Origin of the sequence: Nocardioides xinjiangensis, assembly GCF_017916385.1 — a bacterium.
Lineage (GTDB): Bacteria > Actinomycetota > Actinomycetes > Propionibacteriales > Nocardioidaceae > Nocardioides > Nocardioides xinjiangensis.
The window spans coordinates 2,215,458-2,234,780 of sequence record NZ_JAFMSW010000001.1 but is presented as its reverse complement, the minus strand read 5'-3'; the positions used below and the strand labels follow the sequence as shown (position 1 = coordinate 2,234,780).

General features: G+C 73.5%; 18 protein-coding genes. 14 read left to right on the top strand and 4 right to left on the bottom strand.

Features of this window, described 5'->3' with window-relative positions; genetic code table 11:
• Positions 1-2: 2 nt before the first annotated feature.
• Positions 3-947 (bottom strand): Ppx/GppA phosphatase family protein, encoded by a 945-nt coding sequence (locus J3P32_RS10510; protein ID WP_210439713.1) that lies wholly within the window; start codon positions 945-947, stop codon positions 3-5.
• A 26-nt stretch (positions 948-973) separates the two neighbouring features.
• Between J3P32_RS10510 and J3P32_RS10505 the strand changes: the two genes are divergently transcribed.
• The 11 genes from J3P32_RS10505 to J3P32_RS10455 all read left to right on the top strand — a co-directional run bounded on the left by J3P32_RS10505 (position 974) and on the right by J3P32_RS10455 (position 10,552).
• The gene (locus J3P32_RS10505) at positions 974-1,756 is read left to right on the top strand and encodes a hypothetical protein (protein WP_210439712.1); all 783 of its coding nucleotides are present in this window, start codon (positions 974-976) and stop codon (positions 1,754-1,756) included.
• A 67-nt stretch (positions 1,757-1,823) separates the two neighbouring features.
• Positions 1,824-3,026, top strand: a complete 1,203-nt coding sequence (locus J3P32_RS10500) for an inositol-3-phosphate synthase (RefSeq protein ID WP_210439711.1) — start codon at positions 1,824-1,826, stop codon at positions 3,024-3,026.
• The gene (locus J3P32_RS10495; RefSeq protein ID WP_210439710.1) at positions 3,023-3,883 is read left to right on the top strand and encodes an SCO3242 family prenyltransferase; all 861 of its coding nucleotides are present in this window, start codon (positions 3,023-3,025) and stop codon (positions 3,881-3,883) included. Before J3P32_RS10500 ends, J3P32_RS10495 begins: the two co-directional genes overlap by 4 nt.
• Positions 3,880-4,773, top strand: a complete 894-nt coding sequence (locus tag J3P32_RS10490) for a sugar phosphate isomerase/epimerase family protein (RefSeq protein WP_307861653.1) — start codon at positions 3,880-3,882, stop codon at positions 4,771-4,773. Before J3P32_RS10495 ends, J3P32_RS10490 begins: the two co-directional genes overlap by 4 nt.
• Positions 4,770-5,420: an EboA domain-containing protein gene (locus J3P32_RS10485; protein WP_210439709.1), complete on the top strand. Its 651-nt coding sequence runs from the start codon at positions 4,770-4,772 to the stop codon at positions 5,418-5,420. The genes J3P32_RS10490 and J3P32_RS10485 overlap by 4 nt, the downstream gene beginning before the upstream one ends.
• 58 nt (positions 5,421-5,478) lie before the next feature.
• Positions 5,479-6,342, top strand: coding sequence for a TatD family hydrolase (locus tag J3P32_RS10480; protein WP_210439708.1), 864 nt, complete (start codon positions 5,479-5,481; stop codon positions 6,340-6,342).
• Between the two features lie 5 nt (positions 6,343-6,347).
• Positions 6,348-7,517 carry a metabolite traffic protein EboE gene (gene eboE, locus J3P32_RS10475; RefSeq protein WP_210439707.1) on the top strand — a complete coding sequence of 390 codons (1,170 nt, stop codon included), beginning with the start codon at positions 6,348-6,350 and terminating at the stop codon, positions 7,515-7,517.
• 56 nt (positions 7,518-7,573) lie between these two features.
• Positions 7,574-8,944, top strand: coding sequence for an alkaline phosphatase family protein (locus tag J3P32_RS10470; protein WP_210439706.1), 1,371 nt, complete (start codon positions 7,574-7,576; stop codon positions 8,942-8,944).
• 59 nt (positions 8,945-9,003) lie between these two features.
• Positions 9,004-9,642, top strand: coding sequence for a VOC family protein (locus J3P32_RS10465; RefSeq protein ID WP_210439705.1), 639 nt, complete (start codon positions 9,004-9,006; stop codon positions 9,640-9,642).
• Positions 9,643-9,644: 2 nt separating this feature from the next.
• On the top strand, positions 9,645-10,328 hold the full coding sequence (locus J3P32_RS10460) for a class I SAM-dependent methyltransferase (RefSeq protein WP_307861652.1): 684 nt from the start codon (positions 9,645-9,647) through the stop codon (positions 10,326-10,328).
• 74 nt (positions 10,329-10,402) lie between these two features.
• Entirely contained in the window at positions 10,403-10,552 is a 150-nt protein-coding gene (locus tag J3P32_RS10455) for a hypothetical protein (RefSeq protein ID WP_210439704.1), read from the top strand.
• Here the strand turns inward: J3P32_RS10455 and J3P32_RS10450 are convergent.
• Positions 10,549-11,616, bottom strand: a complete 1,068-nt coding sequence (locus J3P32_RS10450; protein WP_210439703.1) for a LacI family DNA-binding transcriptional regulator — start codon at positions 11,614-11,616, stop codon at positions 10,549-10,551. The genes J3P32_RS10455 and J3P32_RS10450 overlap by 4 nt on opposite strands.
• A gap of 219 nt (positions 11,617-11,835) precedes the next feature.
• On the opposite strand from J3P32_RS10450, the gene radA reads away from it, so the two are divergent.
• A complete protein-coding gene (gene radA, locus J3P32_RS10445) occupies positions 11,836-13,230 on the top strand; it encodes a DNA repair protein RadA (RefSeq protein ID WP_210439702.1) in 1,395 nt (464 codons plus the stop codon).
• A 121-nt stretch (positions 13,231-13,351) separates the two neighbouring features.
• The gene (gene disA / locus J3P32_RS10440) at positions 13,352-14,476 is read left to right on the top strand and encodes a DNA integrity scanning diadenylate cyclase DisA (RefSeq protein ID WP_210439701.1); all 1,125 of its coding nucleotides are present in this window, start codon (positions 13,352-13,354) and stop codon (positions 14,474-14,476) included.
• 354 nt (positions 14,477-14,830) lie between these two features.
• Here the strand turns inward: disA and J3P32_RS10435 are convergent, their stop codons facing one another.
• Positions 14,831-15,673 (bottom strand): hypothetical protein, encoded by an 843-nt coding sequence (locus J3P32_RS10435; protein ID WP_210439700.1) that lies wholly within the window; start codon positions 15,671-15,673, stop codon positions 14,831-14,833.
• A 68-nt stretch (positions 15,674-15,741) separates the two neighbouring features.
• On the opposite strand from J3P32_RS10435, the gene J3P32_RS10430 reads away from it, so the two are divergent.
• The gene (locus J3P32_RS10430; RefSeq protein WP_210439699.1) at positions 15,742-16,623 is read left to right on the top strand and encodes an A/G-specific adenine glycosylase; all 882 of its coding nucleotides are present in this window, start codon (positions 15,742-15,744) and stop codon (positions 16,621-16,623) included.
• 44 nt (positions 16,624-16,667) lie between these two features.
• Here J3P32_RS10430 and J3P32_RS10425 read toward each other — a convergent pair whose 3' ends face one another.
• Positions 16,668-19,232: an ATP-dependent Clp protease ATP-binding subunit gene (locus tag J3P32_RS10425; RefSeq protein WP_210439698.1), complete on the bottom strand. Its 2,565-nt coding sequence runs from the start codon at positions 19,230-19,232 to the stop codon at positions 16,668-16,670.
• Positions 19,233-19,323: the final 91 nt, after the last annotated feature.

The window sequence follows — 19,323 nt, the reverse complement described above, 5'->3', positions numbered from 1 at the left end:
CGTCAGCGCGGCCTCGTCACGACGGAGATCCGGTCGAGCCGCTCGAGGATGACGCCCTCGCGCAGCGCCCACGGGCAGATCTCCAGCTCGCCCAGGTCGAAGATGTCCATGCACGCCTCGGCCACCAGCGCGCCCGGGACGATCTGGTGCGTACGGCTCGGCGAGACGCCCGGCAGCTCGGCGAGCTCGTCGGAGGACAGCTCCATGAGCTTCGGGATCCAGCCCGACAGCGTCTCGTGCTCGAGGACCCGCGGCACGAGGGGGCCGTCACCGCTGGGCGCGGCGCCGCAGATGCGGGCGAGCGAGCGGAACGTCTTGGAGGTAGCGGCGGCCCGATCGGGTACGCCGGGGCGCAGCAGGTGACCGGCGTCGCGGGCGATCTCGGCGCGGATCTGCTTGCGCAGGTCCTTGACCTGCTCCTCCGACGGCCTGCCGCCGTCGAACCACGCGCGCGCCAACCGGGCCGCGCCGAGCGGTAGCGACCAGGCCACGTCGGGGGCCTCGTCGGTGCCGCCGGCGATCTCCAGCGACCCGCCGCCGATGTCGAACACCGCCAGGCGGCCGGCCGACCAGCCGAACCAGCGGCGTACGGCGAGGAAGGTCAGCCGCGCCTCGTCCTCGCCCGAGAGGACCTCGAGCCGCACCCCGCTGTGCTCCTCGACGTGCGCCAGCACCTCGTCGGAGTTCACCGCGTCGCGCACCGCGGAGGTCGCGAAGCCCAGCATCTCCTCACAGCCCTTGTCCTCGGCGATCTCCGTCGCCGAGGCGCAGAAGTCGGTGAGCGCCTCGACGCCCTTGGCGGTGACCGCGCCGTCGCGGTCGAGGTGCTCGGCGAGGCGGAGCGGCTGCTTGTGCGAGGAGGCCGGGAGCGGGGCGGCGCCGCCGTGCGCATCCACCACCAGCAGGTGGCCGGTGTTGGAGCCGATGTCGAGGACGCCAAGGCGCATGCCCGCCACGCTACTAGGGTGATCGAGTGCCCGAAGTCGACCTGGTCTTCCCTCGCGCGTTCGTCGAGTTCGTTGATCCCGCCGACGAGACCCAGGTCTTCCGCTGCGACCTGACGTGGCTGACGTCCGCCTACACCTGCATCTTCGGCCGCGGCTGCCAGGGCATCTACGCCGACGCCCCCGACGTCGGGTGCTGCACGCTCGGGGCGCACTTCGCCGACAGCGACGACGAGGAAAGGGTCGCCGGCTTCGTCGCCCAGCTCACGCCCGACGACTGGCAGTTCCACCCGCGTCGCGCGGTGGGGAAGGCCGACTGGGTCGAGGTCGACGAGGACGGCGAGCGCAAGACGTCCACCCTCGAGCACGACGGCCAGCGGGCGTGCGTCTTCCAGAACCGCCCCGACTTCGGGCCCTCCGTCGGCCCGGGCGGCGCCGGGTGCGCCCTCCACGGGCTCGCCCTGCGCCAGGGCAGGAACCCCCTCGAGACCAAGCCCGACGTGTGCTGGCAGCTGCCGATCCGACGCCAGTTCCGCAGCGTCGAGCGGCAGGACGGCACGTCGTACACCGAGGTCTCCATCGGCGAGTACGACCGTCGGGGGTGGGGGCCGGGCGGCCACGACCTCGACTGGTACTGCTCGGGCAACACCGAGGCGCACGTCGCGGTCGAGCCGGTCTACCTCACCCACGACGCCGAGCTGGTCGAGCTGATGGGACCCGAGGGGTACGCCGAGCTGGTCCGCCACTGCGAGGCCCACGTGCGCTCTCGTTCGGCGCTCGCCCTCCACCCGGCGGACCCCCGCCACTTTTGACCGTCTGCCGACAAAAGTTCCGGACCCGCCGTTGGAAAGTGGTTGTGACGTGCATTACCTTCGACCAGTGGCATCCCCCTCCACCTCCTCGGCCCCCCTTCCCTCCGACGCCGGCGCCGGCTCGCTCGGCATCTGGTTCGTCGGCGCCCGTGGCTCGCTGGCGACCACGGCGACCATCGGCCTGGCGGCGCTCGCGGGCCGCCTGACCGACGAGACCGGCTGCGTCACCGCCCACCCCGACCTCGACGGGCGCGGGCTCGCCGCCTGGGGCGACATCGTCGTCGGCGGCCACGACGTCGGCACCGTCCCGCTCAGCAAGCAGGCCGAGCGGCTCGTGGCCGGAGGAGTCGTGCCCGGCGTCCTCGTGCAGCAGGTCGGCCCCGACCTCGAGGCCACGGAGGCGCGCCTGCGTGCCGGCGTACGCCTCGGCGAGTCCGCCGACCAGCGCGCCGACGTCGAGCGGCTCGCGGCCGACATCCGCGAGTTCGCCGCCACCGTCGACCGGGTGGTGGTCATCGACGTGTCGAGCACCGAGCCGCCCCACGACGCCGGTGCGGACGCCGCCACGTGGGCCGACCTCGAGGCCGCCTGGGCGGCCGGACGCGCACCGCTGTCCCCCAGCTCCGCCTATGCCTGCGCGGCGCTCCTCGCCGGCGCGCCCTACGTCTCCTTCACCCCGAGCCCCGGCATGGACGTCCCCGCGCTGCGCGAGCTGGCGGACCGGTGCGGCCTGCCGTTCGCGGGCAGCGACGGCAAGACCGGCGAGACGCTGGTGAAGTCCGCCCTCGCTCCGATGTTCTCCACGCGCTCGCTCGCCGTGCGCTCGTGGACCTCGATCAACCTGCTCGGCGGCGGTGACGGCTCGACCCTGTCGGACCCCGCCGCGCGCTCCAGCAAGACCGGCACGAAGCGCTCGGGGCTCGAGGCGATGCTGGGCCACGAGGTCCCCGGTCCGATGCACATCGACTACGTCGAGGACCTCGGCGACTGGAAGACCGCCTGGGACCACATCCGCTTCGACGGCTTCCTGGGCACGCGGATGACCATGCACTTCACGTGGGAGGGTTGCGACTCGGCCCTCGCCGCACCGCTCGTGCTCGACCTCGCGCGCCTGACGGGGCGCGCCGTGGCCGTCGGCGAGACGGGGCCGCTGGCCGCGCTCGGCTTCTTCTTCAAGTCGCCCCTCGGCTCGCAGGAGCACCGCCTCGCCCAGCAGTGGGAGACGCTGCTCGCGTGGTCGCACGAGTGTGCCGAGCGGGTGTCCGGGTGAGGGTCGCCGACCTGGTCGAGCTGACCCGCGCGCCGGCCGCGTTCTCCATCCCCGGTGACGCCTGGTCGGGTGCCGCCCACGGCGCCGGCGGCCGGGGCTGGGCGATGCCGCTCGCGTCGACGTGCCTCTACTGGTCGGGAATGGCCTTCAACGACTGGTGCGACCGGGAGGTCGACGCGCGGGAGCGCCCCGAGCGCCCGATCCCCTCCGGTCGCGTCACGCCCGCTGCGGCGCTCGGCATCGCCGCAGGCCTGGGCGCCGCGGGGCTCGGCACGGCCGCGCTGCTCGGCGGGCGCTCCGCCGTGGCCATCGGCGCTCCGCTGGCGATGATGGTCGTCGCCTACGACGCGGCCGCCAAGGACGCGCCGGTCGGCCCGCTCGCCATGGCGTCCACCCGCGGCCTCGACGTCCTCCTCGGCGCCCACGCCTCGCCGGCGGCCGCGTGGCAGCCCGCCCTCGCGATGACCGCCCACACCGCCGGCCTGACCTGGCTCAGCCGCGGCGAGGTGCATGGCACCCGGCCCGGCATCGCCGCGGCGGTGACGGCCGGCACCCTCGCCGTCGCGGCGGCGACCGCCCACGCCGCCCACCACGACCGTGACGCCGGGCGGGCCGCCCGCCTCGCCGGCGTCGGGCTCGCGGCGGCGTACGCCGTCGTCGTCGGCCGTGCCCAGGCGCGGGCCGCGGCCGACCCCACCGCCGACGCGGTCCGCACCGCCACCCGCACCGGCATCGGCGGCTTCTCGCTGCTCCAAGGCGCCTGGCTCGCCCGACGCGGCCGGCTCGCCGCGGCTGCGGCGGTCGTGGGCGCCGGACCGGCCTACCGCTCGCTCTCGCGCCGCTGGAGCCCGACGTGACCTCGCCGGGACACGCGCTGCGGCTCGGCTACGGCACCAACGGCTTCTCCGGCCACCGCCTGCCCGACGCGTGCGCGGTGATCGCGGGGCTCGGCTACGACGGCGTCGCGCTGACGCTGGACCAGCCGCACCTCGACCCCTTCGCCCACGACGCCGCCGCGCAGACCTCCCGTGCCGCCGCGACGCTCGCCGAGCACGGTCTCGCCGTCGTCATCGAGACCGGATCGCGCTACGTCCTCGACCCGTGGCGCAAGCACGAGCCCACGCTGGTCAGCGACGGTGACCGCGGCCCCCGCATCGAGCTGCTGACCCGCGCCGTGCGCATCGCCGCCGACCTGGGCGCCGAGGCGATGTCGTGCTGGTCGGGGGTGCTGCCCGAGGGCGTGACCGGCGATGAGGGCTGGAGGCGTCTGCTCGACGGCCTCGGCCCCGTCCTCGAGCTCGCCCACGAGCTCGACGTGACCGTCTGCTTCGAGCCGGAGCCCGGCATGCACGTCGACACGGTGGACGAGGCGCTCGACCTGCGCCGCCGCCTCGGGGAGCCCGAGCACCTGCGCCTGACCCTGGACCTGGGACACCTGGTCTGCAACGAGCCGCGCAGCCCCGAGGCGTCGGTGGCCCTCGCCGGCGAGCTGATCGGCAACGTGCAGGTCGACGACATGGTGCGCGACGTGCACGAGCACCTCGAGCTCGGCACGGGGACGCTCGACCTCGACGCGGTCCTGCGCGCCCTCCTCGCCACCGGCTTCGACGGGTTGGCGAGCGTCGAGCTGCCGCGCCACTCGCATGCGGCGCCGGCCGTGGCCGCCCGCCAGATCGCGGCGCTGCGCGCGTCGCTCGACCGCATCAGCGGCGCTGCTCCGACCCCGGCCGAAGGGCGTACACCATGACCGAGATCCGGCCCCTGGCCGACCACGACACCATCCGGGCCGCGCTCGACGACCGCGGGCGGGCCCAGCTGGACGACCTCACCGCGGAGGTCGCCGACGATCCGTCCCGCCTCGGCCGCGCCTTCCCGGCGGCGGCACGCAGGACCGCCCGCGGGCCGCTCCCCGGCGCCGACGGCGTGCTCATCGAGGACGCCGTACGCGTGGAGCTGGTGCGGGAGGCCGCGAGGTCCCTCGACGCCTCCGCGCTGCTCGCCGAGCTCCGGGAGGTCTACCGCTACGGCGACAGCGACGAGAAGCGGGCCGTGCTGCACGCCCTCAACGGCGTCGAGGCCGCGCCACCGGGTCAGCTCGACGGCAGCGACCTGCTGCTCGACGCGCTGCGCACCAACGACACCCGCCTCGTGGCCGCCGCCATGGGGGCGCACAGCGACCGCCTGGATGACGACGCCTGGCGCCAGGGCGTCCTCAAGTGCCTGTTCACCGGCGTCCCGGTGTCGGCCGTGACGGGGCTCGCCGCGCGGGCCGACCGCGAGCTCGCCGAGATGGTGCAGCGCTACCGCCGCGAGCGCGAGGCGGCCGGTCGCGACGTGCCCCCGGACGTGCAGGCCGTCCTCGACGCCTCTGCGGCCGCCCCGCCCCGACCCTGACGCGCGCCCCGATGCCCGAACCCCACGCCGGACCCGAGCCCGACCCGATGGAGCCCTGATGCGCATCTTCGACCCGCACATCCACATGACCTCGCGCACGACCGACGACTACGAGGCCATGCACGCCGCGGGCGTGCGCGCCCTGGTCGAGCCGGCGTTCTGGCTCGGCCAGCCCCGCACCAGCGTCGGGTCCTTCACCGACTACTTCGACGCCCTCGTCGGGTGGGAGCGGTTCCGGGCGTCGCAGTTCGGCATCGCGCACCACTGCACGATCGCGCTCAACCCGAAGGAGGCCAACGACCCGCGGTGCACCGAGGTGCTCGAGGTCCTCCCGCGCTACCTCGCCAAGGACGGCGTGGTCGCGGTGGGCGAGGTCGGCTTCGACTCCATGACCGTGGAGGAGGAGAAGGCGTTCGTCCGGCAGCTCGAGCTGGCGGTCGAGTTCGAGCTGCCGGCCATGGTGCACACCCCGCACCGCGACAAGGAGCAGGGCACCCGCCGCACCCTCGAGCTCGTCGCCGACTCCGGTCTCGCGCCGGGCATGGTCGTCGTCGACCACCTCAACGAGGTCACCGTGGACCAGGTCGACCAGGCCGGCTGCTGGATGGGCTTCTCGATCTACCCCGACACCAAGATGGACGAGCACCGGATGGTCGCCATCCTCCAGCGCCGCGGCCTCGACCGCGTGCTGGTCAACTCCGCCGCCGACTGGGGCCGCAGCGACCCGCTCAAGACCGCCAAGACCGGCGCCGCGATGCTCGAGGCCGGCTTCAGCGAGGACGACGTCGACCGGGTGCTGTGGCGCAACCCCGTGGAGTTCTTCGGGCAGAGCGGCCGGCTGCTCCTCGACGACGAGGGCGCCGCCACCGACGCCTCGGCCACCTTCGAGGGCAACTCCATCCTGCGCGGCTCGCGGGACTGATCGCGATGCGGCTGCGTCACCCCGACGGGACCGTCGTGCACCTCGGCTACGGCACCAACGTGCTGCCCGCGGAGGACGTCGACGGGCTCATCGCCCAGGTCGGCACGTACGGCGACCGCCTCCGCCGTCACCTCGACACCGACCGCGTCGGGCTGGGCATGTGGCTGCCGGCCGCCGCCGCGCACCGGCTCGCCGCCGACCTCGGCGAGGTGCAGCGGCTGCGCGAGGCGATCGAGGCGCACGGCGTCGAGATGGTCACCCTCAACGCGTTCCCCTACTCGGCGTTCCAGGACGAGGTCGTCAAGAAGCGCGTCTACCACCCGACGTGGGCCGAGCAGGCCCGCCTCGACTACACCCTCGACGTCGCCCGCGTGCTCGCCGCGCTGCTGCCCGAGGACGCCGCCCGCGGCAGCATCTCGACGCTCCCCCTCGCCTGGCGCGCCCCGTGGCTCGCCGACCGCCAGGCGCACGCCGAGCTGCACCTGAAGCTGCTGGCCGAGGGGCTCGCCGCCATCGAGGCCGACACCGGCCGCACCATCCGGGTCGCCTTCGAGCCCGAGCCGGGCTGCGTCATCGAGACGATCGCCGAGGCCGTCGAGCGGCTCGACTCCGCCGACCGCGAGCGCATCGGGGTCTGCCTGGACCTCTGCCACCTCGCCGTGGGCTTCGAGGACGCCACGGACGCCCTGGCCCGGCTCGACGCCGCCGGCCTCGACGTCGTCAAGGTCCAGCCCGCCGCCGCGCTGGTGGTGGAGGACCCGGCCGACCCGGAGGCGCGCGCCGCGTTGACGGCGTACTCCGAGGACCGGTTCCTTCACCAGGTACGCCAGCGGGCGGGCAGCCGTCTCGCGGCCCGCGACGACCTCCCCGACGCCCTCGAGGGCCAGCGACCGCTCGACGACCGCTCCCCGTGGCGCGTGCACTTCCACGTGCCGGTCCACGCCGACCCCGCGGCGCCGCTGCGCAACAGCCGCGCGGAGCTCCGGCAGTCGCTCGCGGCGCTCCTCGGCGGCGACACCGCCCGCACCGACCACCTCGAGGTCGAGACCTACACGTGGTCCGTGCTCCCCGACGGCGCGCCCGCCGACGACGACGCGCTCGCAACCGGGCTCGCCGCCGAGCTCGCCTGGGTGCGCGACGAGCTCGTCGGGCTCGGCCTCACCCCGATCGACTGAGCACCCGCCCCGCACCCCGACAGACCACCCCGGAACCACCAGAACAGGACGTCACCGTGGCCCACCCCAAGCTGCTCGTCGTCGACCTCGTCGGCCTCACCCCCGACCTGCTCACCCACATGCCGCGGCTGCGCCGCCTCGCCGACCAGGGCTCTCAGGCGACGCTGGAGCCGATCCTCCCGGCCGTCACCTGCTCGGTGCAGTCGACGTTCCTCACCGGGCAGCCGCCGTCGGGCCACGGGGCGGTCGGCAACGGCTGGTACTTCCGCGAGCTGGGCGAGGTGTTCCTCTGGCGCCAGCACAACAAGCTCGTCGAGGGCGAGAAGGTGTGGGAGACGATCCGGCGCGAGCACCCCGACTACACCGTCGCCAACGTCTGCTGGTGGTACGCCATGGGCGCGACGACCGACTACACGGTCACCCCGCGACCCATCTACTACGCCGACGGCAAGAAGGCACCCGACTGCTACACCCGCCCGCCGGAGCTGCACGACGAGCTGGTCGGCGAGCTCGGCGAGTTCCCGCTGTTCACCTACTGGGGGCCGACCGCCTCGATCGCGTCGAGCGAGTGGATCATCGCCGCCACCCGCCGGCTGATGCCGCGCAGCGACCTCACCCTCTGCTACGTCCCGCACCTCGACTACGACCTCCAGCGCTTCGGCCCCGACTCGCCGCAGGCCCGACAGGCCGCACGCGACGTCGACGCGGCCCTGGCCCCGCTGCTCGACGACGCCGAGCGGACCGGCGTCACCGCGCTCGTGCTGTCGGAGTACGGCATCACCGCCGCCGACCAGCCGGTGGACGTCAACCGCATGCTGCGGCGCAACGGCCTGCTCGAGGTCTACACCCAGGACGGCATGGAGTACCTCGACCCGTGGACCTCCCGCGCCTTCGCGGTCGCGGACCACCAGGTCGCGCACGTCTACGTGGACGACCCCTCCGACCTCGAGCGGGTCCGCGCCCTCTGCGCCGACCTCCCGGGCGTCGACGAGGTGCTCGACCGCGCGGGCCAGGCGGCGTACGGCCTCGACCACGAGCGCTCCGGCGACCTGGTCCTGGTGGCCGACGAGACGGCCTGGTTCACCTACTACTACTGGCTCGACGACGCGCGCGCGCCCGACTTCGCGCGCGGCGTGGAGATCCACCGCAAGCCCGGCTACGACCCCGCCGAGCTCTTCTTCGACCCCGAGGACAAGGCGGTCAAGCTCAAGGCGGGCCTGACGCTGGCCAGGAAGATGGCCGGGCTGCGCTACGCGATGAAGGTCGTCCCGCTCGACCCCTCCCCGGTCCGGGGCACCCACGGGCGCCTGCCGAAGGACCCGGCCGGCGGTCCGATGCTGGTGTGCAGCACCCCCGGCGCGGTCGCGGGCTCGGTGCCGGCCACGGACGTGCGAGACCTGCTCCTCCGGCTCGCCGGCACCTCTTGACATCAAGAGAACACCACCCCGATGTCCACATCCGGGGCGAACAGGCTCACAATCTGTTCATGCGCCTGGACCACGTCAGCTTCGCCGCCGGACCTGATGGACTCGCCAGCACCGCCCAGCGCATCGGGGGGCTGCTCGGCACGCACTTCATGGACGGCGGCGTCCACCCACGATTCGGCACCCGCAACATGATCCTGCCGCTGGCGGGCGACACCTACTTCGAGATCGTCGAGGTGCTCGACCACCCGGCCAGCGACAAGGCTCCCTTCGGCCAAGCCGTCCGTGCCCGCTCCGCGCTCGGCGGCGGCTGGATGGGCTGGGTCGTCTCCGTCGACGACATCGCCCCGATCGAGGCACGCCTGGGCCGCGAGGCCGTCAAGGGCAACCGGCACCGTCCCGACGGCACCGAGCTGGTGTGGCAGCAGATCGGCGTGAACGGCCTGATCTCCGACCCGCAGCTGCCGTTCTTCATCCAGTGGCAGTCGCCGTCGGAGATGCACCCCAGCGCGGGCGCCACGGGCGATTACTCGCTGGCGTGCCTGGAGATCGCCGGCGACCCGCAGCGGGTCAGCGAGTGGCTCGGCGAGACGGTCGAGGCGCCCCTGGAGGACGTCAAGGTCGAGTGGGTCGCCCCCAACGGCACCCCCGGGATCGTCGCCGTGCAGATCCAGACCCCGCACGGCCTGGTCCGGATCTGACGGTGAGGGCGCGGCCCTCACCCAACATCTGGAACACCCCCGAGCTCTACGAGCTCGAGAACCGCGCGGCCGACCCGCACGACCGCATCGCCACGGCCATGCGCGAGATCGGCGACTGGACCGGGCGCACCGTCCTGGACGTCGGCTGCGGCAGCGGGTTCCACCTGCCGGTCTGGGCGCGCGACGCGGCACGGGTCGTCGGGGTCGAGCCGCACCCGCCGCTCGCCGCGCTCGCCCGACGTCGTACGCGGTCGCTGGCGCACGTGACCGTGCTCGAGGGCACCGCCCAGGCGCTGCCCCTCCCCGACGCGTCGGTCGACGTGGCCCACGCCCGCTGGGCCTACTTCTTCGGCCCCGGCTCCGAGCCCGGGCTGCGCGAGCTGGAGCGAGTCGTGCGACGCGGCGGCACGGCGTTCGTGATCGACAACGACCCGACGAGGTCGACGTTCGGCCGCTGGTTCCGCCGCGGCTTCCCCGAGGTCGACCCCGTCGCGGTCGAACGGTTCTGGTCGACGCACGGCTGGCGGCGCCGCCCGATCGACATGGGCTGGTCCTTCGCCACCCGGGAGGACCTCGAGAAGGTCGTGCGCATCGAGCTGCCTCCGCAGGCAGCCGACGAGGCGCTGGCCTCGCACACCGGCACCGAGGTCGACTACGCGGTCAACCTGTGGTGGCGCCACTTCTGAGCGACATGCCGGCCCCGGCCCGGGGTACCTCGTGGGTGTCGGTGAGCACCGGCACCGGTCGAGAGGAGCCAGTCGTGGCCGAGGAGAAGGGCAAGGGCAGCAAGACGGCGAAGAAGGCGAACGCCAAGGCCGGCAAGGAGGGCGAGTCCAACCCGCGCAAGTCGTCGGCCGCGCAGTCCGAGCTGGGCAAGAAGGGCGGGAAGTCCAACAAGAAGTCCGGCTAGGTCCTCGGCGGCGGCTCGGGCTGGCTGGACTCGCGGATCGCGAGCGTCGGCTCGAGGAGGACGCCGCGGGTCACGACGGGCTGGTGCGACAGCAGCGCCCGGAGCGTCCGGACGATCTCGACGGCCACGTCCTCCAGCGGCTGGCGCACCGACGTGAGCCCGACCGGGTAGACCTGCGCCACCTGGGAGTCGTCGAAGCCGACCACGGCGATGTCGCGCCCCGGGGCGAGCTGCCGGATCCACAACGTGTGCAGGACCCCCATGGCGAGGGTGTCCGAGGCGCACACGAAGGCGGTGGGGCGCGACTCGTCGAGGAGGACGGCGGCTGCCTCGGCGCCGCTGTGCACGACGTCCTCGACCCGGGAGGCGAGGCCGGTGGTGGAGAGCCCGTTGGCGTGCATGGTGCGCACCCAGCCGGAGCGGCGGTCCTCGCCGATCGGGGAGTCCTTGCGCCAGCCGATCCACGCGATCCGGGTGTGGCCGCGGTCGATGAGGTGCTGGGTGGCGAGCGCGATGCCGGCTGCCCCGTCGACGTCGACCCACACGTGCCGCGCGCCCTCGTCGTCCCACGGCCGGCCGAAGGCGACGAACGGCGCCCGCTGCTGGCTCAGCCAGGCCGCCTGGGGGTTGCCCAGGTAGGTGTCGGTGACGACGAACGCGTCGACGGCGGTCGAGCGCAGCAGGTTGTCGTAGCCCCCGACCGGGTCCTCGTCGTCGCCGGGGAACAGCAGCACGTGGTAGCCGGCCTCCTCGCTCGCCTCGACCAGCGAGTGCACGAAGCGGTCCATCGCGGCGTTGGCGGTGCCCTCCTGCACGGCACCGAAGCGCAGACCGATGAGCTGCGAGGTCCGGGTGCGGAGGTTGCGCGCCGCGCGGTTGGGCGAGTAGCCGAGCTCGGCGATCGTCTGCCGCACGCGCTCGAGGGTGTCGGGCCGCAGCAGGTCGGGGTTGTTCACGGCGTTCGAGACCGTCTGGCGGGAGACCCCGGCACGCTCCGCCACGTCGGCGAGGGTGGGCGGCGTCACCGGTAGGTGGCCGCCCGGGCGGTGCTCGCTGCGAGCCATCCCTCCCCCTCCCGAGCCCTGGACCGATCGGCGTCAGCATAAGCCTGACGCCGACCGGCGACGCGGGACGCTCCGCACGGAGCGCGGGAAAGGTCGAGCGGCCGCGCGGGGACGCGTGGCCGAGCGCCTCCGCGGGCGCGTGTCCGAGCGGCGCGGGTCTCCGGCGCGCCGGCGTACGCCGTCCCCGTGCTGTCGGTGGCCTCGCCTAGCGTTGCGCCCATGTCGACGAAGGCCAAGGCCCGCCCCTCCTACCGCTGCTCGGAGTGCGGGTGGGAGACGGCGAAGTGGGTGGGCCGCTGCGGCGAGTGCCAGGCCTGGGGCTCGGTCGCCGAGGCCGGTGCGCCCACGCTGCGGGCGGCGGCCGGCCCGGTGTCCACCCCGGCGGTCCCGATCGCGCAGGTGCCCGTCACCGAGTCCGTCGCACGCGCCAGCGGGGTGCCCGAGCTCGACCGCGTGCTGGGCGGCGGGCTGGTGCCGGGCGCGGCCATCCTGCTGGCCGGTGAGCCGGGCGTGGGCAAGAGCACGCTGCTGCTCGAGGTGGCCGCGCAGACCGCGCGCACCCGCCAGCGCACCCTCTACGTCACCGGCGAGGAGTCGGCCGCCCAGGTGCGGCTGCGGGCCGACCGCACCGGCGGCGTGCACGACGAGCTGTTCCTCGCCGCGGAGACCGACCTCGGCGCGGTGCTGACGCACATCGAGGACGTCCGGCCGACCCTGCTGGTCGTCGACTCGATCCAGACGATCGGCGCCTCGGGGATCGACGGCGTCCCGGGCGGCGTGACCCAGGTCAAGGAGGTCGCCGCCGCGCTCATCCGCGTGGCGAAGACCCGCAACATCACCACGATGATCGTGGGCCACGTGACCAAGGACGGCTCCATCGCCGGCCCGCGCGTGCTCGAGCACCTCGTCGACGTGGTCCTCCACTTCGAGGGCGACCGCAACTCGCGCTTCCGCATGGTCCGGGCCATGAAGAACCGCTACGGCCCCGTCGACGAGATCGGCTGCTTCGACCTCTCCTCGGAGGGCATCCAGGCCGTCACCGACCCGACCGGCCTCTTCGTCGAGCACCACACCCAGGACGTCTCCGGCACCTGCGTGGCCGTGACCATGGAGGGGCGCCGGCCGCTGCTCGCGGAGGTGCAGGCACTGCTCACCCCATCGCCGCTCGAGCGCCCGCGACGCACCGTCTCGGGCGTGGAGTCCTCGCGGGTCGACATGGTGCTCGCGGTCCTGCAGCGCCACGCCCGGCTGCGCATCGCGGGCAGCGACACGTTCGTGGCGACCGTCGGCGGTGCCAAGCTGCACGACCCGGCCGCCGACCTGGCCATCGCGGTGGCGGTCGCGAGCTCCCACCTCGGCATCGCCGCCCCGCGCGGCGCCGTGGCCATCGGCGAGATCGGCCTGGCCGGCGAGCTCCGCCGCGTCCGCGACCTGCCCCAGCGCATCGCCGAGGCCTCGCGCCTCGGCTTCAAGGTGGCGGTGGTCCCCCGCGGCCGCGCCCTGCCGAGCGAGCGCGGCATCCCCTCGCGCCGCACGGTCGACGGCCTCCGCGTCATCGAGGTGGACGACGTGGTGGGGGCGCTGCTGACCCTCGAGCTGACCCCGCCGCTCTGACCCGCCGCCCCGACGTGCCACTCCCCCGGCGGCTCCGCCGGCCTCCCACCTGCCGCCCCGGCGGGGCCGACCGCTGGGAAGGATCCGTCCCACCGGGGTCGCCACCCCTACACTTCACCCGATGGCGCACCGGGGCGCCGAGGAGACGGCAGGTGGAGGACCGGTGGCCGAGCGCATCGACGAGCAGCTGAGGCTGCGCGCGACCCTGGCGTCCATCGCACCCGGTACGCCGCTGCGCGACGGCCTGGAGCGGATCCTCCGCGGCCGCACCGGCGCCCTCATCGTGCTCGGCCAGGACAAGACCGTCGACTCGATCTCGACCGGCGGCTTCACCCTCGACGTCCCCTTCACCGCCACCGGCCTGCGCGAGCTGGCGAAGATGGACGGCGCGATCGTCGTCGACAAGGACCTCACCCGCATCCACCGGGCCGCGGTCCACCTCATGCCCGACCACACGATCCCGTCGGAGGAGACCGGCACCCGGCACCGCACGGCGGAGCGGGTGGCCAAGCAGACCGGCCACCCCGTCATCTCGGTGTCGCAGTCGATGCAGATCATCGCCGCCTACGTCGGCGACATCCGCCACGTCCTCGAGGACTCCGGCAAGATCCTCACCCGCGCCAACCAGGCCCTCGCCACGCTGGAGCGCTACAAGCTCCGCCTCGACGAGGTGTCCGCGACCCTGTCGGCGCTGGAGATCGAGGACCTCGTCACGGTGCGCGACGTCGCCGTCGTGGCACAGCGCCTCGAGATGGTCATCCGCATCGCCCGGGAGATCGAGGACTACGTCCTCGAGCTCGGCACCGACGGCCGGCTGCTGTCGCTCCAGCTCGAGGAGCTCGTCACCGGGGTCGACGCCGAGCGCGAGCTCGTGGTCCGCGACTACCTCCCTGGCGGTCGGCGCCGCCAGGCCAGCCCCGAGTCGCACCTCGCCGAGCTCGAGGGCCTCTCCCCGACCGAGCTGGTGGACCCCGCTGCGGTGGCCCGCACCATCGGTCTCGGGGGTGCCGAGCACCTCGACGCCGCCGTCGCGCCCCGCGGCTACCGGCTCCTCGCCAAGGTGCCGCGCCTCCCGGCGGCCGTCGTCGACCGGCTCGTCGACCACTTCGGCGGTCTCCAGCAGCTGCTGTCGGCCGGCATCGACGACCTGCAGGCCGTCGAGGGCGTCGGCGAGCTGCGCGCCCGCAGCGTCCGTGAGGGCCTGTCCCGCCTCGCGGAGTCGAGCATCACCGAGCGCTACATCTGACGCCCGCCCCTGCCGGGCGGCCGCGGCCGCGCGCCGTCGCTCCTGCGTCATACGAACCCGCACCCATACGTACGCCTCCGCATGACGCTCGCCCCGGCCCCGCCCCTGCGTCATACGAACCCGCACCCATACGTACGCCTCCGCATCACGCCCGCCTCGGGCCGGCGCTTGCGTCATACGAACCCGCACCCATACGTACGCCTCCGCATCACGCCCGCCGGCGCCGCCTCGGCCCGCGCCTGCGTCATACGAACCCGCACCCATACGTACGCCTTCGCATGACGCCCGCCGGCGCCGCCGGAACCGAGGCCCGCCCTCACCGGAGGGAACCTGCCTCACTCACCGCTCGGGGGCTCAGCCGGCGGAGTTGCCCTGGCCGTCCTCGCCGGGCGTATGGGCGGTGTCGCCGCTCCCGTCGCCGCGCCCGCCGCGCCCGCCGTTCCCGTCGCCATTCCCGCCGCCGGTGCCCTGCTGCTGCGGGTCGACGGTCTTCGTGATGACCTCCGGCTGCCGCGGGACCAGCTCGAACTGCACGTCCGTCGGCTCGCCACCGAGCGCAGCCGCCTCGACGTGGTAGAACCCGACCCGAGCCCATTCGGCCCACTTCGTGCAGCCCTCGTCGGAGCGACGCGCCGACCAAGTCACGACGACCGGGGCGTCGACGGCCTGGCGGACCACGACGTCCTGCGGAGGGATCGAGGCGGGGCACTCGCGGCTGCTCCAGATGTGGTCGCTGCCGGAGGTGATGGTCACGGTCAGCGTCTCCGCCGACGCCTGCCACGTGCAGGCCTCGGTGACGACGGTGCGCAGGTTGAGCGTGATGGGGATGTCCGCGCCGCCGGCGACCGAGGTGATGGCCGGGGTGGCGACGATGTCGGACGGGGTGCACGGCCCGGTGGGCTCGGCGAGCACCGGCTCGGGCGGTGCGGTCAGCTCCGCGCGCCGGCCCTTGCGCTTCCCCTTCGTGCCGGGCTCCACCTGCGCCGTCGGGCCAGCGGTCGGCGCGGTGAGCGACTGCTCGAGCGTGGCGCCGGCCTGGGTGGCACGACCGGCCGTGTCGTCTGTGCCGTCGCCGGAGCCGCCGAGCACCCGGGCCAGCACGACGACGAGGAGGAGCGGGACGCCCAGCACGACGAGCCGTCGGGTCCAGTAGACCCGGGCCGGCAGCAGCCCACGAGGTCGTACGGTCGTCGGCATGTGGTCAGGCTAGGCACCGAGCGGCCCGTCTCGGCGGAGGCGCACCGGCTCGCCTACGATCGCGGGCGATGGACGCCCCTCCCACCAGCGCGCTGCACGATCCCGTGCTCGCCTGGTACGACGAGCACGCACGCGAGCTGCCGTGGCGGGAGCCGGCGGCCACCCCGTGGTCGGTGATGGTCAGCGAGTTCATGCTGCAGCAGACTCCGGTGGTCCGGGTCCTGCCCGTCCACGCCGCGTGGCTGGAGCGCTGGCCCACGCCTGCCGACCTCGCCGTCGAGGCGACCGGAGAGGCGGTGCGCATGTGGGGGCGCCTGGGCTACCCGCGCCGGGCGCTGCGCCTGCACGCCGCCGCGACGGCGATCGTCGACCGGCACGGCGGCGAGGTACCGGCGTCGTACGACGACCTGCTCGCGCTGCCCGGCGTCGGGGACTACACCGCCTCGGCGATCGCCAGCTTCGCCTTCGGGCAGCGGCACGTCGTCCTCGACACCAACGTCCGCCGCGTGCTGGCCAGGGCCGTGTCCGGGGTGGAGGCGCCCGCACCGGCGGTCACCCGGGCCGAGCGCGAGGTCGCCACCGCGCTGCTGCCCGACGACCCCGCGACCGCCGCGACGTGGGCGGTCGCGACCATGGAGCTGGGCGCACTGGTGTGCACGGCACGCCGGCCGGCGTGCGACGCCTGCCCGGTCGCCGACCTGTGCGCGTGGCGCGGCGCCGGCTTCCCCGCGTACGCCGGCCCGCCCCGCCGGGGCCAGGCGTGGGCCGGCACCGACCGCCAGTGCCGCGGCCGGATCCTCGCGCTGGCCCGGGACGCCGACTCCGTCCACGCAGCGCAGGTGGAGGCGGCCTGGCCCGACGCGGAGCAGCGCGAGCGCTGCCTGGCCGGCCTCGTCGCCGACCGGCTCCTGACGCGGATCACCCCGGGGCGCTGGGCGCTCCCGGGGTGATCTGGTGAGGCTGGGCCGTCAGTCTGCGACGGTCGGGCCGCCGGTCAGGCCTTCGGCACGTCCGCCGGACCCGTCGAGTCGTCCGGGCCGTCGCCGACCGGACCCTCGACGACCGTCTCGAGCGGCGGCATGTCGGGCACGGCCGAGTTCTTCTGGCCGCGGAAGGTGAACTTCGCCTCGACGCCCTCGCCCTCGACGTCCACGAGCACGATCTGCCCGGGGCCGACCTCGCCGAAGAGCATCTTCTCGGCGAGCACGTCCTCGATCTCGCGCTGCACCGTGCGACGCAGCGGCCGCGCACCGAGCACCGGGTCGAAGCCCCGCTCGGCGAGCAGGTCCTTGGCGGGCTGGGTGAGCTCGATCGACATGTCGCGGTCCTTGAGCCGCAGCTCCACGGCGTCGACCATGTTGTCGACCATCGCGATGATCTGCTCGCGCGACAGCGGCGGGAAGACCACGATCTCGTCGACGCGGTTGAGGAACTCGGGACGGAAGTGCTGCTTGAGCTCCTCCGACACCTTGCTCTTCATCCGCTCGTAGGAGCCCGCGGCGTCGCCCATCTGGTTGAAGCCGAGGTTGACGCTCTTGGAGATGTCGCGCGTACCGAGGTTGGTCGTCATGATGATGACGGTGTTCTTGAAGTCGACGACGCGACCCTGCGAGTCCGTCAGGCGACCCTCCTCGAGGATCTGTAACAGGCTGTTGAAGATGTCGGGGTGGGCCTTCTCGACCTCGTCGAACAGCACGACCGAGAACGGCTTGCGGCGCACCTTCTCGGTGAGCTGGCCGCCCTCCTCGTAGCCGACATAGCCGGGGGGCGAGCCGAACAGGCGCGACACGGTGTGCTTCTCGGAGAACTCGCTCATGTCGAGCTGGATGAGCGCGTCCTCGTCGCCGAAGAGGAACTCCGCGAGCGTCTTGGACAGCCACGTCTTCCCGACGCCCGAGGGGCCGGCGAAGATGAACGAGCCACCGGGGCGCTTGGGGTCCTTGAGGCCCGCACGCGTACGACGGATCGCGCGGCTGAGGGCCTTGACGGCCTCCTCCTGGCCGATCACGCGCTTGTGGAGCTCGTCCTCCATCTTGAGCAGTCGCGTGGACTCCTCCTCGGAGAGCTTGACGATCGGGATGCCCGTGGCCACGGCCAAGACCTCGGCGATCAGCTCCTCGTCGACCTCGGCGATCTCGTCGAGGTCACCGGCGCGCCACTGCTTCTCGCGCTCGGCACGGCGGGCCGAGAGCTGCTTCTCCTCGTCGCGCAGGCGGGCCGCGGCCTCGAAGTCCTGCCCGTCGATCGCCGCCTCCTTGCGCTGGCGCACGTCGGCGATCTTCTCGTCGAACTCGCGCAGGTCCGGCGGAGCGGTCATCCGGCGGATCCGCAGTCGCGAACCGGCCTCGTCGATGAGGTCGATGGCCTTGTCCGGCAGGAACCGGTCGGAGATGTAGCGGTCGGCCAGCGTCGCCGCCGAGACCAGGGCCTCGTCGGTGATCGTGACGCGGTGGTGCGCCTCGTAGCGGTCGCGCAGGCCCTTGAGCATCTCGATGGTGTGCGCGATCGAGGGCTCCTGCACCTGGATCGGCTGGAAGCGGCGCTCGAGCGCGGCGTCCTTCTCGAGGTACTTGCGGTACTCGTCGAGCGTGGTGGCGCCGATGGTCTGCAGCTCACCGCGGGCCAGCATCGGCTTGAGGATGCTGGCCGCGTCGATCGCGCCCTCGGCCGCACCGGCACCGACGAGCGTGTGGATCTCGTCGATGAACAGCACGATGTCGCCGCGGGTGCGGATCTCCTTGAGCACCTTCTTCAGGCGCTCCTCGAAGTCACCGCGGTAGCGCGAGCCGGCGACCAGCGCGCCGAGGTCGAGGGTGTAGATCTGCTTGTCCTTGAGCGTCTCGGGCACGTTGCCCTTGACGATGTCCTGCGCCAGGCCGGCGACGATCGTGGTCTTGCCGACGCCGGGCTCGCCGATGAGGACGGGGTTGTTCTTCGTGCGGCGCGACAGGATCTGCATGACGCGCTCGATCTCCTGCTCGCGCCCGATGACGGGGTCGAGCTTGCCCTCGCGGGCCGCCTGGGTGAGGTTCTGGCCGAACTGGTCGAGGACCAGCGAGCTGGACGGCGCCTCGCCACCGGAGCCGGCGGTCTGGGCGCCGGCCGTGGCCGACTCCTTGCCCTGGAACCCGCTGAGCAGCTGGATGACCTGCTGGCGGACCCGGTTGAGGTCCGCGCCGAGCTTCTGCAGGACCTGGGCCGCGACGCCCTCGCCCTCCCGGATCAGGCCGAGCAGGATGTGCTCGGTGCCGATGTAGGAGTGGCCGAGCTGGAGCGCCTCGCGCAGGGAGAGCTCGAGCACCTTCTTCGCCCGCGGCGTGAACGGGATGTGGCCGGAGGGCGCCTGCTGGCCCTGGCCGATGATCTCCTCGACCTGGGCACGCACGGCCTCCAGGGAGATGTCGAGGGACTCGAGGGCCTTGGCCGCGACGCCCTCGCCCTCGTGGATGAGGCCGAGCAGGATGTGCTCGGTCCCGATGTAGTTGTGGGAGAGCATGCGGGCCTCTTCCTGGGCCAGCACGACAACTCGCCGGGCTCGGTCGGTGAACCGCTCGAACATGTGCGCTCCTCTACGTCTGCGTGGTCCGCGGATCCGGCGCAGGCGGCCGGGGTGCGGACACTGGGCTCAACGCCCGACTCCAGCCTACGTG

Excerpts from the sequence above, each read along its gene's own strand:
- J3P32_RS10465 (WP_210439705.1), top strand. The coding sequence starts at position 9,004 with ATGCGCCTGGACCACGTCAGCTTCGCCGCCGGACCTGATGGACTCGCC.
- J3P32_RS10435 (WP_210439700.1), bottom strand. The coding sequence starts at position 15,673 with ATGCCGACGACCGTACGACCTCGTGGGCTGCTGCCGGCCCGGGTCTAC.
- J3P32_RS10450 (WP_210439703.1), bottom strand. The coding sequence starts at position 11,616 with ATGGCTCGCAGCGAGCACCGCCCGGGCGGCCACCTACCGGTGACGCCG.
- J3P32_RS10430 (WP_210439699.1), top strand. The coding sequence starts at position 15,742 with ATGGACGCCCCTCCCACCAGCGCGCTGCACGATCCCGTGCTCGCCTGG.
- radA (WP_210439702.1), top strand. The coding sequence starts at position 11,836 with ATGTCGACGAAGGCCAAGGCCCGCCCCTCCTACCGCTGCTCGGAGTGC.
- J3P32_RS10510 (WP_210439713.1), bottom strand. The coding sequence starts at position 947 with ATGCGCCTTGGCGTCCTCGACATCGGCTCCAACACCGGCCACCTGCTG.
- eboE (WP_210439707.1), top strand. The coding sequence starts at position 6,348 with ATGCGGCTGCGTCACCCCGACGGGACCGTCGTGCACCTCGGCTACGGC.
- J3P32_RS10480 (WP_210439708.1), top strand. The coding sequence starts at position 5,479 with ATGCGCATCTTCGACCCGCACATCCACATGACCTCGCGCACGACCGAC.
- disA (WP_210439701.1), top strand. The coding sequence starts at position 13,352 with ATGGCGCACCGGGGCGCCGAGGAGACGGCAGGTGGAGGACCGGTGGCC.
- J3P32_RS10425 (WP_210439698.1), bottom strand. The coding sequence starts at position 19,232 with ATGTTCGAGCGGTTCACCGACCGAGCCCGGCGAGTTGTCGTGCTGGCC.
- J3P32_RS10485 (WP_210439709.1), top strand. The coding sequence starts at position 4,770 with ATGACCGAGATCCGGCCCCTGGCCGACCACGACACCATCCGGGCCGCG.